Origin of the sequence: Bradyrhizobium sp. SMVTL-02, from assembly GCF_051853005.1 — a bacterium.
Lineage (GTDB): Bacteria > Pseudomonadota > Alphaproteobacteria > Rhizobiales > Xanthobacteraceae > Bradyrhizobium.
This window is the reverse complement of record NZ_CP182469.1, coordinates 7,236,750-7,251,707: the sequence shown is the minus strand read 5'-3', so window position 1 is coordinate 7,251,707 and position 14,958 is coordinate 7,236,750. Positions and strand designations below refer to the sequence as shown.

18 protein-coding genes, 1 pseudogene and 1 riboswitch are annotated in these 14,958 nt (G+C 65.1%); of the genes and pseudogenes, 8 read left to right on the top strand and 11 right to left on the bottom strand.

Annotation, left to right across the window (positions count from 1 at the left end):
• Positions 1-154: 154 nt before the first annotated feature.
• Positions 155-655 carry a YbjN domain-containing protein gene (locus ACNJYB_RS34750; RefSeq protein WP_439371108.1) on the bottom strand — a complete coding sequence of 167 codons (501 nt, stop codon included), beginning with the start codon at positions 653-655 and terminating at the stop codon, positions 155-157.
• A gap of 406 nt (positions 656-1,061) precedes the next feature.
• A riboswitch (FMN riboswitch) is annotated at positions 1,062-1,235 on the top strand.
• 78 nt (positions 1,236-1,313) lie between these two features.
• Here ACNJYB_RS34750 and ACNJYB_RS34745 point away from each other — a divergent pair.
• Positions 1,314-1,874: a 6,7-dimethyl-8-ribityllumazine synthase gene (locus ACNJYB_RS34745; protein ID WP_439371107.1), complete on the top strand. Its 561-nt coding sequence runs from the start codon at positions 1,314-1,316 to the stop codon at positions 1,872-1,874.
• Between the two features lie 262 nt (positions 1,875-2,136).
• Here the strand turns inward: ACNJYB_RS34745 and ACNJYB_RS34740 are convergent.
• The 5 genes and pseudogenes from ACNJYB_RS34740 to lgt form a co-directional block, all read right to left on the bottom strand.
• A pseudogene (locus tag ACNJYB_RS34740) lies at positions 2,137-3,089 on the bottom strand (ribose-phosphate pyrophosphokinase).
• A gap of 196 nt (positions 3,090-3,285) precedes the next feature.
• Entirely contained in the window at positions 3,286-3,912 is a 627-nt protein-coding gene (locus ACNJYB_RS34735; RefSeq protein WP_439371106.1) for a hypothetical protein, read from the bottom strand.
• Between the two features lie 113 nt (positions 3,913-4,025).
• Entirely contained in the window at positions 4,026-4,793 is a 768-nt protein-coding gene (pgeF, locus tag ACNJYB_RS34730; RefSeq protein ID WP_439371104.1) for a peptidoglycan editing factor PgeF, read from the bottom strand.
• Positions 4,793-5,908, bottom strand: coding sequence for a class I SAM-dependent methyltransferase (locus tag ACNJYB_RS34725; RefSeq protein WP_439371103.1), 1,116 nt, complete (start codon positions 5,906-5,908; stop codon positions 4,793-4,795). Before ACNJYB_RS34725 ends, pgeF begins: the two co-directional genes overlap by 1 nt.
• A 21-nt stretch (positions 5,909-5,929) precedes the next feature.
• A complete protein-coding gene (gene lgt / locus ACNJYB_RS34720; protein WP_439371101.1) occupies positions 5,930-6,772 on the bottom strand; it encodes a prolipoprotein diacylglyceryl transferase in 843 nt (280 codons plus the stop codon).
• 209 nt (positions 6,773-6,981) lie between these two features.
• Here lgt and ACNJYB_RS34715 point away from each other — a divergent pair, with 209 nt between their 5' ends.
• The 4 genes from ACNJYB_RS34715 to ychF all read left to right on the top strand — a co-directional run bounded on the left by ACNJYB_RS34715 (position 6,982) and on the right by ychF (position 9,932).
• Positions 6,982-7,233, top strand: coding sequence for an accessory factor UbiK family protein (locus ACNJYB_RS34715; RefSeq protein WP_018648337.1), 252 nt, complete (start codon positions 6,982-6,984; stop codon positions 7,231-7,233).
• A 206-nt stretch (positions 7,234-7,439) separates the two neighbouring features.
• Positions 7,440-8,165, top strand: coding sequence for a 50S ribosomal protein L25/general stress protein Ctc (locus ACNJYB_RS34710; RefSeq protein ID WP_439371099.1), 726 nt, complete (start codon positions 7,440-7,442; stop codon positions 8,163-8,165).
• Positions 8,166-8,223: 58 nt separating this feature from the next.
• Positions 8,224-8,829, top strand: coding sequence for an aminoacyl-tRNA hydrolase (gene pth / locus ACNJYB_RS34705; RefSeq protein ID WP_439371098.1), 606 nt, complete (start codon positions 8,224-8,226; stop codon positions 8,827-8,829).
• A gap of 5 nt (positions 8,830-8,834) precedes the next feature.
• Positions 8,835-9,932 carry a redox-regulated ATPase YchF gene (gene ychF / locus ACNJYB_RS34700; RefSeq protein WP_439371097.1) on the top strand — a complete coding sequence of 366 codons (1,098 nt, stop codon included), beginning with the start codon at positions 8,835-8,837 and terminating at the stop codon, positions 9,930-9,932.
• 231 nt (positions 9,933-10,163) lie between these two features.
• On the opposite strand, the gene ACNJYB_RS34695 is transcribed toward ychF, so the two are convergent.
• Positions 10,164-10,460 (bottom strand): DUF4282 domain-containing protein, encoded by a 297-nt coding sequence (locus tag ACNJYB_RS34695; RefSeq protein ID WP_028176656.1) that lies wholly within the window; start codon positions 10,458-10,460, stop codon positions 10,164-10,166.
• Positions 10,461-10,627: 167 nt separating this feature from the next.
• Here ACNJYB_RS34695 and ACNJYB_RS34690 point away from each other — a divergent pair, with 167 nt between their 5' ends.
• The 3 genes from ACNJYB_RS34690 (at position 10,628) to ACNJYB_RS34680 (ending at position 11,996) form a co-directional block, all read left to right on the top strand.
• Complete coding sequence (locus tag ACNJYB_RS34690; RefSeq protein ID WP_439371095.1) at positions 10,628-11,080, top strand: MaoC family dehydratase; 453 nt, start codon at positions 10,628-10,630, stop codon at positions 11,078-11,080.
• The gene (locus ACNJYB_RS34685; protein WP_439371094.1) at positions 11,080-11,559 is read left to right on the top strand and encodes a MaoC family dehydratase; all 480 of its coding nucleotides are present in this window, start codon (positions 11,080-11,082) and stop codon (positions 11,557-11,559) included. The genes ACNJYB_RS34690 and ACNJYB_RS34685 overlap by 1 nt, the downstream gene beginning before the upstream one ends.
• Positions 11,560-11,849: 290 nt before the next feature.
• Positions 11,850-11,996, top strand: coding sequence for a hypothetical protein (locus ACNJYB_RS34680; protein ID WP_165424826.1), 147 nt, complete (start codon positions 11,850-11,852; stop codon positions 11,994-11,996).
• A gap of 35 nt (positions 11,997-12,031) precedes the next feature.
• Here ACNJYB_RS34680 and ACNJYB_RS34675 read toward each other — a convergent pair whose 3' ends face one another.
• From ACNJYB_RS34675 to ACNJYB_RS34660, 4 genes are all read right to left on the bottom strand, one after another.
• Complete coding sequence (locus ACNJYB_RS34675; protein ID WP_439371093.1) at positions 12,032-12,169, bottom strand: hypothetical protein; 138 nt, start codon at positions 12,167-12,169, stop codon at positions 12,032-12,034.
• A gap of 302 nt (positions 12,170-12,471) precedes the next feature.
• The gene (locus ACNJYB_RS34670) at positions 12,472-12,891 is read right to left on the bottom strand and encodes a hypothetical protein (RefSeq protein ID WP_439371091.1); all 420 of its coding nucleotides are present in this window, start codon (positions 12,889-12,891) and stop codon (positions 12,472-12,474) included.
• A 354-nt stretch (positions 12,892-13,245) separates the two neighbouring features.
• Positions 13,246-14,166 (bottom strand): hypothetical protein, encoded by a 921-nt coding sequence (locus ACNJYB_RS34665; protein ID WP_439371090.1) that lies wholly within the window; start codon positions 14,164-14,166, stop codon positions 13,246-13,248.
• A gap of 266 nt (positions 14,167-14,432) precedes the next feature.
• Positions 14,433-14,873, bottom strand: coding sequence for a nuclear transport factor 2 family protein (locus ACNJYB_RS34660; protein WP_439371088.1), 441 nt, complete (start codon positions 14,871-14,873; stop codon positions 14,433-14,435).
• Between the last annotated feature and the right edge of the window lie 85 nt (positions 14,874-14,958).

Genomic DNA, 14,958 nt, shown 5'->3' with positions numbered 1-14,958 from the left:
ACGAGTTCTAGTGGATGGAGGTCCCGGCAACAAGCCGCGTGCCACAAGCGAAATCACGCGGCATGGATCGCGGATCTGCGCGCGCTTCGAGCGCGTTTGTCCGGGATGACGTTGGGGAGGGAGCACCGGCTCTCTCCTACGTGGTGAGCGCGTCCTACGCCTCGCCCACCGTGTCGAACATCGCCGCGTCCATGGCCTGCGCGGTGGTCTTGCCCGCCCACACCACGAACTGGAACGCCGGGAAGTAGCGCTCGCAGGCGTGGATGGCGCCGGCCAGCATGGCCTCGCATTGCGCGGTCGAGGCGGTGAGGCCGCCCGGCAGCACCAAGGCCTGGCGGTGCATCACCATGCCGGTGTTGGTCCACAGATCGAAATGGCCGACCCACAGCTGCTCGTTCACCGCGGCGACGAGCCGCTGCACTTCGCTCCGCCGCGCGAGCGGAATCTTCATGTCGAACGCGCAGGCCAGATGCAGCGCCTCGATCTCGCCCATCCAGGTGAAGGAGAGCTGGTAGTCGGTCCATTGTCCCTTGGAGACAATCGTGAGCTCATCTTCGCCGGAGCGTTCGAACGGCCAGTTGTTGCTGGCAGCGATATCCTCGACCACCGCGAGCGGATGGTTTCGGGAATCGATGTTGCCTTCGAGCAGGGACATGCCGTCTCGACCTCTTGCCTTCTTGTTGTCGTTGATACGCACGCGGTTGGGCCCGGCGCGCGCTCCCTAAACGCTACGCGATCCCCTCGGATCAGCGCGGGCCTGTCGCGGATCAAGTGATGTGATTTGCGGAATCTGCGCAACCGGGTCGCGAGTCCGTCCACAAGCCAGGACTCGTTCGTCCACAGCTCATCTCCGCCACAATTCTTAACGCAGGAAGCCGCAATCCTGACGGAGGAGAACAAACCGGAATCGGATTCGAGCGGGCCGACCAATCGTTAATTCCGCGGGGTGAGGCTGGATGGCCATAGCGGCATGGGACCATGCGCTTTTCCCATGCGGAACGCGCTTGCTGTGACCGCCGGCAGGCGTCATATTTCCGGTCAGGCCGTTCATTCCGGACGGCCGATGTTCTCAGGGCGGGGTGAAAGTCCCCACCGGCGGTAAGGGCCGAAAGGCCCAAGCCCGCGAGCGCCTTCTCCCAAGGACTTCCTGAAAAGGTCTTGTCCGAAGGGAAGGGTCAGCAGATTCGGTGCAACTCCGAAGCCGACGGTTAAAGTCCGGATGAAAGAGAACGGTCGGTGGCAGACGCATCGCGAGGATGCGGCTGTTTGTCGTTCCGTGTGCCCTGATTCTGGTCCTTGAACCGAGGAAAGCCATGAATCAGATGTTGCAAGATCCCCAAGCCGAAACGTCCGAAGTCACCCAACCGCCGGTTCCGCAGGATCCGGCACCCGCGCATCCGCGCTTCGCCAAACCGCAGCGGGTGGCCTTCGTGCAGGCCTGCTGGCACCGCGACGTGGTCGAGGAAGCCCGCATCGCCTTCATGAAGGAGGCCGAGGCACGTCACCTCACCCATGTCGACGTGTTCGAGGTGCCGGGCTCGTTCGAGATACCGCTGCACGCGCAGGTGCTCGCCAAGACGCGGCGCTACACCGCGATCGTCGCCGCCGGCCTCGTCGTCGACGGCGGCATCTATCGCCACGAGTTCGTCGCCGACACCGTGATCAAGGCCCTGATGGACGTTCAGCTGCGCACCGAGGTCCCGGTGTTCTCCGCGGTGCTGACGCCGCAGCAATTCCACGAGACCGAGGTGCACTACGATTTCTTCCGCAGGCATTTTGCCATCAAGGGCGTCGAGGTCGCGGCCGCCTGCGCCGAGACGTTGCACGGCCTGGAGCGCCTGCGCGGCCAGGTCGCGGCGGGGATCGTGGGGTAGGATGTCTCTCCCTCTCCCCACTTCCCAGGGCTATCGCATTTGGCTCTTTGCGCGAGCTGAGCGCGCGCCTCGTCCTTCGAGACGACCGCTTCGCGGTCTCCTCAGGATGGGGCTAAGTGGCATCAGAGCCCGTTGAATTGGCGAAACGTACTCGGTCCTCATCCTGAGGGCCCGCCAACGGCGGGCGTCTCGAAGGATGGCCACAGGCGATATCACTCCCATATGCGATTCCCCTGCCGCAAGCGGGGAGAGGCGAAGGAAATCAGTCGAACAGGCTCGACACCGACTCTTCCGCAGCGGTGCGCGCGATCGCGTCCGAGATCAGGCTGGCGATCGGCAGCGTGCGGATGTTCGACGCCTTGGTCACCGCTTCGGTCGGCAAGATCGAGTCGGTGATCACCAGCTCCTTCAGCCTGGAGCCCGCGATGCGGGCGGCGGCGCCACCGGAGAGCACGCCATGGGTGATGTAGGCGTAGACGTCCTTGGCACCCTTGGCGATCAGCGCGTCGGCCGCATTCACCAGCGTGCCGCCGGAATCGACGATGTCGTCCACCAGGATACAGCTGTAGCCGGAGACGTCGCCGATCACGTTCATGACTTCGGATTCACCCGGACGCTCTCGGCGCTTGTCGACGATGGCGAGCGGGGTGTTGATGCGCTTGGCGAGGCCGCGGGCGCGGGCCACCCCGCCGACGTCGGGCGACACCACCATCACCTTGCCGAGGTCGAAACGTTCGCGGATGTCACGCACCATCAGGGGGGCCGCGAACAGATTGTCGGTCGGGATATCGAAGAAGCCCTGGATCTGGCCGGCATGCAGGTCGAGCGTCATGACGCGGTCGACGCCGGCATGGGTGATCAGATTGGCGACGAGCTTGGCCGAGATCGGCGTGCGCGAGCCGGAGCGGCGGTCCTGCCTGGCATAGCCGAAATAGGGGATCACTGCGGTGATGCGGCGCGCCGAGGAGCGGCGCAGCGCGTCGGTGATGATCAGCAGCTCCATCAGATGTCGTTGGCCGGAAACGAGGTCGACTGGATGATGAAGGCATCCGAGCCGCGGATGTTCTCCTGGACCTCGACGAAGATCTCCATGTCGGCGAAGCGCCGGACCACGGCCTTGGTCAGCGGCATGTTGAGACCTTGCGCGATCGCCTGGGCGAGTGCCGGATTGGAGTTGCCGGCGACGAGCTTGATAGAGCCGTTCTTGGCCGACATGGACGCTTCCTCCCGCGCTTTGCTGGATACGACGTTCAACATCAGAAAATACCCACTGACAGCACGGTTACGACGGGCGAGGAAATATCAGGCCGGGGGCCGCAATGGCAACCCGGGACGCTACGTTTTCCCTTTGAAATCCCGAGTCCGGCCAACGGCTTGGCCGCAAACTGGGCCCGTGGTTTAGCGGGGGTTATCACTCGGCATAGCTGAGCGCCGAGGCTGGCATGTCCGGCACCGGGCTCTCCTTGATCACGCTCGCCACCGCCGGTCCGCGCAGGCCCGGGACAGAGCCCGGGATATCCGGCGTCCCATTGATCATGTTGGAAAGTCCACTGAATCCGGCCTGGGCGATCTTCCGCAGCACGAGGTCATCGGCCGCGGCCCAAGGATCGCGGGGCGCATCGCGAGCGCCCTTGGCCGAGGTCGGTTCCTCGCCGGAAAGGCGCAGCGCCCGCTGCTGGTTGGCGTCGTAGACGTCCCAGACCCAGGCGATCACGGTCTTGCCGCGCACGACCTGGGCGGAGAGGTAGCTGCGCACGCGGTAGGCGGCCGTCCCCTCGCGGGAGACGACGGAGAGGCTGCGCAGCTTGGATTCGCTGTCGAGCACGCCGACCATGCGGTCGAACACCTGCGGCGGCGGCCCGTCGATGGATTCGAAGGCGACCGTCGCTCCCGAGCCGGTGCTCGGCGCCATCGCATAGGAGGTGGCGGCACCGCCACCGCCACCGGCGCAGCCGCCGAGCGCGGCCGCTGCTACCAGCAGCACGACCGCCAGCACGCGCGAACCCGCGCGGCCGAAGATGAATGACGCATCCCTCATTATGGAGGGCAGCGATATCGTTAAAATCGATTAAGGTCTAGGGCGGAGGCGACACAACACACGGTGATCCCGTCAGAGCATCGCCCCGGAATGACACGGGGTTGCTCTTGTGTTCACGCTTCAAGCGCGATCGCGTGAACGTGCCGGCCGTAATCCGGCTCCTTGCGATGCACCGAGCGGCGATAGCTGAAGAAGCGCTCGTCGGCGTAGGTGTCGAGACCCAGGTCGTCGATCATCAGGATGCCCGCGGCTTCCAGTCGCTTGCGGATGAAGCCGGCGAGATCGAACATCGCGTGTCCCTCGCGTACCGACGGGATGAAGAACACCGCGTTGTCCGCATCCGCCTCGATGAAGCGCGCGACGAACTCGTTGCCGACCTCGTAGCTCTCCTGGCGGATCAGCGGACCGATCGCGGCGATGATGCCGCTGCGCGTGGCGCCGAGCTTCTCCATGGCCGAGATCGTCGATTCCAGCACGCCGGTCAGCGCGCCTTTCCAGCCGGCATGTGCGCCGCCGATCACGCGCGCATTGGGATCGACGAACAGCACCGGCCCGCAATCGGCGGTGGAGACGCCGAGCGCGATGCCGGGCGTCTTCGTCACCAGCGCGTCGCCCTTCGGGCGCGGTCCGCTCGGCCACGGCATTTCGGCAACGAGCACGTCGGGCGAATGGATCTGATGCAGGCTGACGAGACGTTCCGGCGTGACGCCGACATGCTCCGCCATGCGGCGGCGGTTCTCCGCGACGAGGGCCTGATCGTCGTTGGAGCCGAGCCCGCCGTTCAGCGCCGAGTAGATGCCGCTGGAGACACCGCCCTCGCGGGTGAAGAAGGCGTGGCGCAGGCCGGGCACCGCCGACAGCAGGGACGAGGCAACAGTCATCAATGTCCTCCGGCGTGTTCGAGATCGCTGAGGCCGGCAATGCCTGTCAGCCGCGGCTCGGAGATGCCGAGCACCTTGAACATCGAGCCCATGCCGCTGCGTCCCGTGTCGGTCAGGCGCTTGAGCGCCACCGAAATGTCGGTGGCGACCTCCGGCGTCGCCTTCTGCATCAGCGCCGCCGCGCGGGTGTCAATGCCGACGCGCTTGAGGAAGTCTCCTTGGGTCACCGGACCGTGCACACGGGCGCCGACATCCTCGGCTGCGCGCGCCAGCGCCTGGAAGTCGACATGGGCGGTGACGTCGGCCTGGCCTGGCGCCTTCAGGGGATCGGTGAAGGTGTGGCGCGCGATCGCCTGGAAGGTGTCGCCGACATCGCTGCGGAGGTGGCCGTAATCGATGATCAGCGCCGCGCCGTCCTGGTCGCGTACGCGCGTGGCGAGCTTCATGATCTCGCCGTCCGGTCGCCATTCGAACACGGCGCCGACCGGGGCGGCGCGCACCAAAGGCGGCAGCAGCACGTCGAAGCGTGGCGTCGGCTCGGACGCCATGCCGAATTGAAGCTTGCCGTTCGGGTCGATCTCGATCACGCGCTCGTGCCAGCCGTTCTCCCCCTTCACCATCTGGTGGATCGGCAGCACGTCGAAATATTCGTTGGCGAGGATGACGCTCGGCCCCTCGGGCACGTCGTCGATGCTGTCGTGCCAGGCGATGTTGCGCACCCCTGCCAGCGTCGCGCTCTGCCGCTCGCGCAGCACCGGATTGATCTCGACCATGTGGATATGCAGCGCCTGGTACAGCGGCGGCAGCACGCGAAGCGCGCGCAGCGCATCCGCCATCATGGTGCCGCGGCCGGGGCCGAGCTCGATCAGCCGCAAAAATTGCGGCGAGCCCATCTGCTTCCACACCGAGGCGGTCCACAGGCCCAGGAGCTCGCCGAACATCTGGCTGACTTCTGGGGCCGTCGTGAAGTCGCCCTCACGGCCGAGCGGATCGCGCGCGACGTAATAGCCATAGCGCGGATGCATCAGGCACAGTTCCATGTACCGCCAGACCGGCATCGGGCCTGAGGCTTTGATCAGCGCCTTGATCTCGTTGAGTAGCGGCTGCTCGGTCACGGCGTGCTTTCTCGAAATGAATTAACGAACGGCCTCGATCGGCTTCGGCGCACCGCGCCGCGCTGCCAATACAATAAGTATGAGGCCGACAATAAGCATCGGGATCGACAACAGCATGCCCATCGTTAATCCGCCCCAGAGGAAGCCGAGCTGGGCGTCCGGCTCGCGGAAATGCTCGCCGATGATCCGGGTCAGGCCGTAGATCAGGATGAAGCTGCCGAGGACGAGACCCGGCCGCTTCAAGGCGCCGCTGCGGATCATCACGGCGAGCACGGCGAACAGCAGCAGCCCCTCCATGCCTGCCTCGTAGAGCTGGCTCGGATGGCGCGGCACGTCACCGCCGCTCGGGAAGACCATGGCCCAGGGCAGGGTGGGATCGGCGGGACGGCCCCACAATTCGCCGTTGATGAAGTTGGTCAGCCGCACCAGGAAAATCCCGATCGGCGCAACGCCGCAGGTGATGTCGCCGAGCGACAGGATCGAGATGCCGTTCTTCCGGGCGAACCACATCACCGCGACGACGCAACCGAGGAAGCCGCCGTGGAAGGACATGCCGCCTTCCCACAATTTGAAGATGGCGGCCGGATGCTCGATGAAGAAGGGCAGATTGTAGAACAGGACGTAACCGCTGCGGCCGCCGACGATGATGCCGAGCGTCACCCACAAGATGAAATCGTCGATCTGCACCAGGCTGATCGGCGATGAGCCGGCCCACAGCCTGTCGTTCTTGATCAGTGCGCGGGCGTAGAGCCAGCCGAACGTGATCCCGCAGATATAGCCGAGCGCATACCAGCGGATCGCAAATGGCCCGATCTGGAGTGCGATCGGACTGAACGAGGGAAAGTCGATGAGCAGGAAGGGCATCGCGCCTTGTATGTCTGGACGAGATTGCGGCAATAGAGCGCCAGCAGACGCCGCATGATTCTGCTTATGCCGGGACGTTGAATACGATTGCAAGGAAACCGGGGCATGACAAGGATACCGCCGCTTCGCTCTTGAACCGGCCCGATCGGATTGCCATTGTCTTTCGAACGTTCGCGCAAAGTTTATCTCGAGGCCGCCAGGAGACCGACATGACCCAGACCAGCAACCGGTTTTTCGACGAGATCGGCCGCCTCATGAACGACGCCGCCGGTGCGGCCCAGGGCGTCAAGCGCGAGTTCGACACGGTGATGCGCACCCAGGCGGAAAAATTCCTGCGCGACATGGACCTCGTCAAGCGCGAGGAGTTCGAGGCGGTCAAGGATATGGCGCGCCTCGCGCGCGAGGAGAACGAGGCCCTGAAGGCGCGCATCGCGGCGCTCGAGGCCAAGCTGGGCGGGTAGGGCTACTCACCCTCCAGGGCCATCCAGGGGAGGGTAAGAAGGATAGGAAACCCGGGGCTATCAGCCCATTCGCCTTGTCATTTCCGCATCTTCCGGGTAAAAGCCCGCCACGTCCGCGGCCCCCGCACCCCTGGAGGCTTGCTGCGGACGCTGCCATGGGCCGCCTTGCGGCCCATTAACTTTTGCAAAAACAAGGAGTTAACGACATGGCGACGACCGTCAAGGAATTGAAGGCGACCGCACGTCCGAAGAGCGGCAAGGGGGCCGCCCGGGCTGAGCGTCGCGCCGGGAGAGTGCCCGGAGTGATCTATGGCAACAACCAGCCCCCCGTCACGATCTCGATCGAAGATCGTGAACTGCGCCAGCGCATCCTCGCCGGCCGGTTCCTGACCACGCTGGTCGACATCGATCTCGAGGGCAAGAAGCACCGCGTGATTCCGCGCGACTACCACCTCGATCCGGTCAAGGACTTCCCGATCCATGTCGACTTCATGCGGCTCGGCGAAGGCGCCACCATCCGCATCAGCGTTCCCCTTCACGTGGTGAAGGCGGAAGGCTCCCCGGGCGTGAAGCGCGGCGGCACCGTCAACATCGTGGCCCACGCCATCGAGCTCGAATGCGGCGTCGAGAGCATCCCGCAGTACATCGAGGCCGATGTCGGCTCGCTCGAAATCGGTCACTCGCTCCACCTGTCGGACATCAAGCTGCCCCCCGGCGTGAAGGCGCTGACCCGCGAGGACGCGACCCTCGTCACCATCGTGCCGCCGTCCGGCTACGCCGAAGAGCAGAAGGCTGCTGCTGCGGCCGCGGCTGGTGGCGCGGCTCCGGCTGCGGGCGCTGCTGCTCCGGCGGCTGGCGCTGCTGCTCCGGCGGCTGGTGCTGCTGCTCCGGCGGCTGCCAAGGCTCCCGCCGGCGGCGACAAGAAGAAGTAATCTCTCAAGGCTGGCGCGCGGTTCCTGACCGCGCGCCGAGCGAGGGGCGCGCCGCGTCATGCGACTCTTTGTTGGGCTCGGCAATCCCGGCGCGAAATACGCACGTAACCGGCACAATATCGGCTTCATGGCCGTCGACGAGATCGCGCGGCGTCACAGCTTCTCGCCGTGGCGCCGCCGCTTTCAGGGCGAGACGTCGGAAGGTGCGCTCGGCACCGAGCGCGTGATCCTGCTCAAGCCCACGACCTACATGAACGACTCCGGTCGCTCGGTGCAGGAGGCGGCGAGCTTCTTCAAGATCGCTCCGGGCGACGTCACCGTCTTTCACGACGAGCTCGAACTGCCGCCGGGCAAGGTGCGGGTGAAGATCGGCGGCGGCATCGCCGGCCATAACGGCCTGCGCTCGATCTCGGCGCATATCGGTAACGACTACCGCCGGGTGCGGCTCGGGATCGGTCATCCCGGCGTCAAGGAACTGGTGCACGGCCACGTGCTGTCGGACTTCGCCAAGGCCGACAACGAATGGGTGGCGACGCTCTGCGACGCGGTCGCCGAGCATGCCGCACTGATCGCCAAGGGCACGGACGCGACCTTCGCCAACAGGGTGCATCTGGCCATGCAGGCGAAGGGATTTTTGACCAAGGACGAGAACGGCAAGGAATAACGCTCGTGGGATTTAAATGCGGGATCGTCGGATTGCCCAATGTCGGCAAGTCGACCTTGTTCAATGCGCTGACCGAGACGGCTGCGGCGCAGGCCGCGAACTATCCGTTCTGCACCATCGAGCCGAATGTCGGCGAGGTCGCCGTCCCCGATCCGCGCCTCGACAAGCTTGCGGCCATCGCCAAGTCGGGCCAGATCATCCCGACCCGGCTGACCTTCGTCGACATCGCCGGCCTCGTGCGCGGCGCTTCCAAGGGCGAAGGGCTCGGCAACCAGTTCCTCGCCAACATCCGCGAGGTCGACGCCATCGCGCATGTCGTGCGGTGTTTCGAAGACTCCGACATCACCCATGTCGAGGGCAAGATCGCCCCGCTCGCCGATATCGAGACCATCGAGACCGAGCTGATGCTCGCCGACCTCGACAGCCTCGAGAAGCGCGTCGACAACCTCACCAAGAAGGCCAAGGGCAACGACAAGGACGCCAAGGAACAGCTGGACCTCGTCAACCGGACGCTGGTGCTGCTGCGCGAGGGCAAGCCCGCGCGCCTCGTCGAGCGCAAGGCGGAGGAGGAGCGCGCCTTCGCGATGCTCGGCCTGTTGTCGTCAAAGCCCGTGCTCTATGTCTGCAACGTCGAGGAAGGCTCGGCTGCGACCGGCAACGCGTTCTCCAAGGCGGTCGAGGAGCAGGCGGCGAAGGAGGGCGCGGTTGCCGTCGTCATCTCCGCCAAGATCGAATCCGAGATCGCGACGATCTCACGTGAAGAGCGCGCGGACTTCCTGGAGACGCTGGGCCTTGAGGAGGCCGGGCTCGATCGCCTGATCCGCGCCGGTTACTCGCTGCTCCATCTCATCACCTATTTCACGGTGGGTCCGAAGGAAGCGCGCGCCTGGACCATCCATCGCGGCACCAAGGCGCCGGGAGCTGCTGGCGTGATCCACACCGACTTCGAGAAGGGTTTTATCCGCGCCGAGACGATCGCCTATGACGACTACGTCGCGCTCGGCGGCGAAGCCGGCGCCCGCGATGCCGGCAAGCTCCGCCTCGAAGGCAAGGAATACGTCGTCGCCGACGGCGACGTGATGCATTTCAGGTTTAATACGTAAGCCGGATCTGTCATTCCGCGGCGCGCCTCTTGGCGCGAGCCATGGTGCGCAATTGCGCACCTGAGAAGATTCGTCCACTTGTTCTGAGGCCCGATGGATGCCGGGTTGTGCGCGCCCTCGGAATGACGTGCTAAAGCGCGATGGGATTGGGATGAATCGTCATCGCGCTTTAGGTTGTCGTTCGCGCATGATCTTTCCGGAAAACCGCTTCGCACTTTTCCGGATCATGCTTTAGCGTATCCCGCCGCCCTGGTCCCGGATCGCGCCGAGATGCTCGTTGATGCGGAAGACGATCAGGATCAGCTCGGCGACGATGCGCGAGAACACGATCCCGACCACGACGCTCGCGATCGACGACAGCAGCACCAGGAAGCCGCCGAACGGGCTGATCGCCATTGCAGCCAGCCCTGAGAAGATGCCGGAGAGGCCGAACAGGCAGATCAGCGCGATCACCAGCCAGTAGAAAGTCTTGATGATCGTCGGCGTGATGAAGCGGTCCCATTGGAACAGGTCGCTGAATGAAAACATTGCTCTCCCCAAGGCAAATCGGGACTTCAAATCGCGTTTCGGCCGTCGATCGATCCGACTCAAATCAACGCAGATCCGCCGTATGTAGCACGAGCCATGCGGGCCGGCGGGTTGAGATTGCCGCAAAGTGCGGCCACAATCTGTCATTCCCGCAAAGCTTTCCCAAGATGACCCTGACCTTCGAAGATTTTCCGCCCGGCCGGTTCGGAACGTTCGGCCCGCGCCATGTCACCCGTGACGAGATCCTGGCCTTCGCCGCCGAGTTCGATCCGCAGCCCATGCACCTCGACGAGGAGGCAGCGGCTAAGAGCATGCTGCGCGGCCTGTCCGGCTCGGGCTGGCACCTCTGCTCGCTGATGATGCGGATGATGGCCGACGGTTTCATCACCCGCGCGGCTTCGCTCGGCTCGCCGGGCGTCGACGAGGTGCGCTGGCTCTCGCCCTTGCGGCCCGGCGACGATCTCACGCTCGACGTGGACGTGCTGGAGGCGCGGGTCTCCAAGAGCCGCCCCGGGCTCGGCATCGTCAAGTTCAAATGCGCCGTGCGCAACGCCGCAGGACAGGTGCTTGCCGAAATGACTTCGCCGATCCTGATCAAGCGGCGCGAGGGAGCGGCCTGATGCGGTTCTTCGAAGACATCGCGATCGGACAGCGCCGGGAGATCGGCACCTATACGTTCACGGCGGAGTCCATCAAGTCATTCGCCGCCAAATTCGATCCGCAGCGCTTTCACCTGGACGAGGAGGAGGGCAAGAACTCGCTGTTCGGCGGGCTCGCCGCCTCGGGCTGGCATGTCGGCTCGGCCTGCATGAGCCTGCTTGTCGCCGACGGCCAGCGTCTGGCGCGCGAGGCTGCTTCGCGCGGCGAGGAGGTCGCGGTCTGGGGCCCGTCGCCGGGCTTTCGCGACCTGCGCTGGATCAGGCCAGTGCTCGCAGGCGACACCGTCTCTTACGTCAACGAAGTCCTCGACAAGCGCACCTCCGCCTCGCGTCCCGGCTGGGGCATTTTGACGGCCCGCACCACCGGCACCAACCAGCGCGGCGAGGAGGTCTACTCCATCACCGCGAGCGCCTTCGTGCCGCTGCGGAAGAGCGCGTAGTTTGGAATAGGTCAAGGCGAGCTCTCCTTCTTCTCCCCTTGTACGAGGGGCGAGGGCGCAGCAAAACGCATCTCGCCGGCTGCATCTCTCAGAGCAGGGAAGGGGGAACATCCGCCGAATTGGTGCCAACTGTGGCCCGCGCGCTATGGACGCTATTCGGACCGGCTGCCATAAGCCTGCGCAACATGGTTACCGCGAAGCAATTGCCGGAACCATCAAGTTGCTAACCAATTATGAACCTGTCGCTGTCTATTTGAAACGAATAGACAGAAGGACAGGGGACGAGGACCATGGCTGACCGCGGCGCACTCAAGTTTGTTGGATTTATCTTTGCGACCGCGACGCTGGCCGTGATGCTGGTCGCCGGCATGGTGGTGAAGGGCTATGCCGACGGCGCCTACACCCTGGAAGCTTCGACCGTCGACGCTGACCGGTAACGGTCTGTTAACGTCCCAGGGCCCGCGGCCCCGCCTCAGCGACTATAGACGAACGCCAGCACCGCGATCGCAATCGCCAGCAATCCGACAAAGCGCAGCATGATCGTGCCGAACTGGCTCGGCGCGGGCCGCAGCGGTATGGGGTCCGTGGTGTCGGGCCGAATGCTTTCCATCTGACATGTCCCCTGAGCCCGGCCGTGGCGGCACGGGCGCCTGGCATTGGTCGCCGGGAGGGGACGGAGGGTTCAACAGGTGGGCTCCTCGCCTCGCCCCCCGCTTGCGGGGAGAGGCCGACGCGCGAAAGCGCGGCGGGTGAGGGGAGACTCTCCGCGAGTCTGTCTATCACCGTCCTTGTGGAGACTCCCCCCTCCCCGCAAGCGGCCGCAAGCGGGGAGAGGGAGGAAACACCGCCACAATCAAAACCGCCGCGCCCACTTCCGGGAACGCGGCGGCCAATGATGCGTCGTGCTGGTGATCAGCTGTTGCGAAGGCCGTCGGCGGCGCGCTTCCACTGCGCGACGTTGTCGGCGATCATGCGGGTCGACTTCATCGCGGCCTGGCTGAGCTGGGCGTAGCCGGAGATCTCGCGCTGGACGCGCTGGCCCTCGGCATGCAGCAGGTCACGCAGGCTCTCGAGCTCGGAGATCAGGTTCTCGATCTCGGCGAGCGAGGTGCCGGCGACGCGCTGGATCAGCGAGTTGACGTTGGTGACGGTGGCCTCGGCGCTCGCATCGAGCGGCGGCGCGTCGGTGCCCGAGGCAGGACGGCGCAGATAGGCGATGTCGTTGCGGACGAAATCGCGAATGCCGGCCTCGACCTCGGAGACCGCGGCGAGATTGGTGTCGACCGTCTCAGTCTCGGTGGCTTCGATCTTTTCCGGACGGATGGCGTTCATCGTTGTTCCCCTGTTCGCGTTGAGCGCAGCGCGAGTGTCCCCCGCACGACGATGTCTGTAAGGCAGCCCGCATCAGGGCGTCTGATTTTGACAGCAAAGGGGCCGAGATGCGGCAAGGGGGGACCATTCGGGGGTTTTGCCGTGGCGTATGGTTAGGGGAGTGTGAATGGCGGCTGCGGCGAGGTGAAGCTCGTAGTCAGGTTCGGCGGTCTTCTCCCTCGCCCCGCTTGGGAGGGTGGGTGAGGGGGAGTCTCCGCGGGACGGTGACAGAGGAGTTCGCGGAGAGTCCCCCCTCACCCGGAATTTGCTCGCGCAATTCCGGCCTCTCGCCGCAAGCGGTGAGAGGCGAAGAACTCACCAGCTCTTTTTGAATCCGGCCGTCACGCTCTTGTTGATGGCGCCTTGCGAGGTTTCGCCGACTGAGCCGGAGACGGTGACGTTGTCGAACAGCTTTTGCTCGGCGCCGAGCTTGCGCAGCCATTTGTCGTCCGTGGTCGACAGCGTCTGGCCCGCGGTGATGCTGGTGCCGGTGTCGGTGATGGTGACCCTGGCGGACTGGTCGGTCTCGTAATTGCGCGTGATGTGGCCGCCGATGCCGGGGACGGCAGTGGTGCCCTGCTGGTTGACGCTGTAGCCGTTCTGCAGCGTCAGCTGTGTGTCGCCCGACAGCGGCACCGACTTGGTCAACGACGCCCCGATCTTGCTCTGGTCGGTGCCGGGATCGACACGGGCCTCCACCGCGGTCTTGTCCCAGATCACCCCCGCGCCCGGCGCGGTCGCGGTCGCCCAGGCGCTGCCGGAGGATTGCGGCAGGCTGCCGCCATTGGCGGCCTTCTGGGCCAGCAGCTCGGACATCGTCCTGGGCTCGCTCGCCACCGTCATGTCGGCGCCGATCCGCGTATCCCAGAACTCGAACACCGACTGCTTCACCGTCACCGCCGAGGAGCCGTTGGCGTTGGCGTTCGACGACCAGTTCAGTCCGCTATTGGCCGCGGCCTGTGCGCGCTTCTTGGCGGCGATGATGTCGTTGAGCGTGCCGGCGTCGATGGCGAGCTGGCTCCAGTCGAGCTTGTCGACGTCGATGCTCTTCATAACGTCGGGATCGTTGGCGCTGGGAACCTCCGCCGTCTCCGCCTCCTCGTCGTCGGACGCTGCGGCCGGGCCGGGGGAGAAGGGCGGGATGATCTGCGCCGAGACCGTCAGCGCCGATCCCAGGATCAACGCGGCCGCCAGCACCGGCAGCCTGGCCCAGCCAAAACCCGTCGAGAATTGCATCGTCCTGCCCGCAAACCCCAGCGCATGCTATTCCCAATATATAGGGTCCTTCTGCAATGCGCTATTCCGCGCGGAGCATGCTCACCTATCGTTGCGAAATTGTGACGACTCGCCTCGCGACGCCGGAGGACGCGAACCAACGGGCCGCGCGAAAGGCGCGCGCCCGATGACGGCTGGCCTGCGACGGCATCCGGCGGGGCTGGAGGCCAGGACGTCGCGGTCGCCTTGTCATCGGTCCCGGAATGCGGGGCCCGTTGGCGTCCCCCTCAGCCGACGCTGGTCATCTTCGGCAGATGAATGGCGCGGCCGAGTGCCTGCTCGACCAGGTCGAAGGTGTCGATCAGCACCCGCATGCTGACGAGCCTGCCCGCCCTGAACTGGGCGAACTGCGCCACGCGCAAGGAGATCGGCTTGTTGGTATCGAGCGCCGTCAGCGAATAGCGCAGCATCGAGGCGGCGGAATCCACGCCCAGCATGATGCTCTCCCGGTCGAAGCGGCGGACCTGGAAATTGTCGGCGAGCTGGCGGATGACGTCGAGCACGGCGTCCTTGCCTTGGCGCGCGCCGAGGAACGGAAACATGTCGATCGGGCCGTAGAGCGCCCACTCGACGTCCTCGTCGATCAGGGCCTCGATATCCTCGAAATGCCGGTCGTTGATCGCACGGTGCAATGCGCGCGAGAAACGCCAGAGGCTGTGCTCTGTCATTTGGGCAGTCCTGACGCTGGCTTGCAGAAAAAACGGAAAACAACCCCATGCACCGTCAAGGTGCGCCGGGGCGCTCAACTCATTT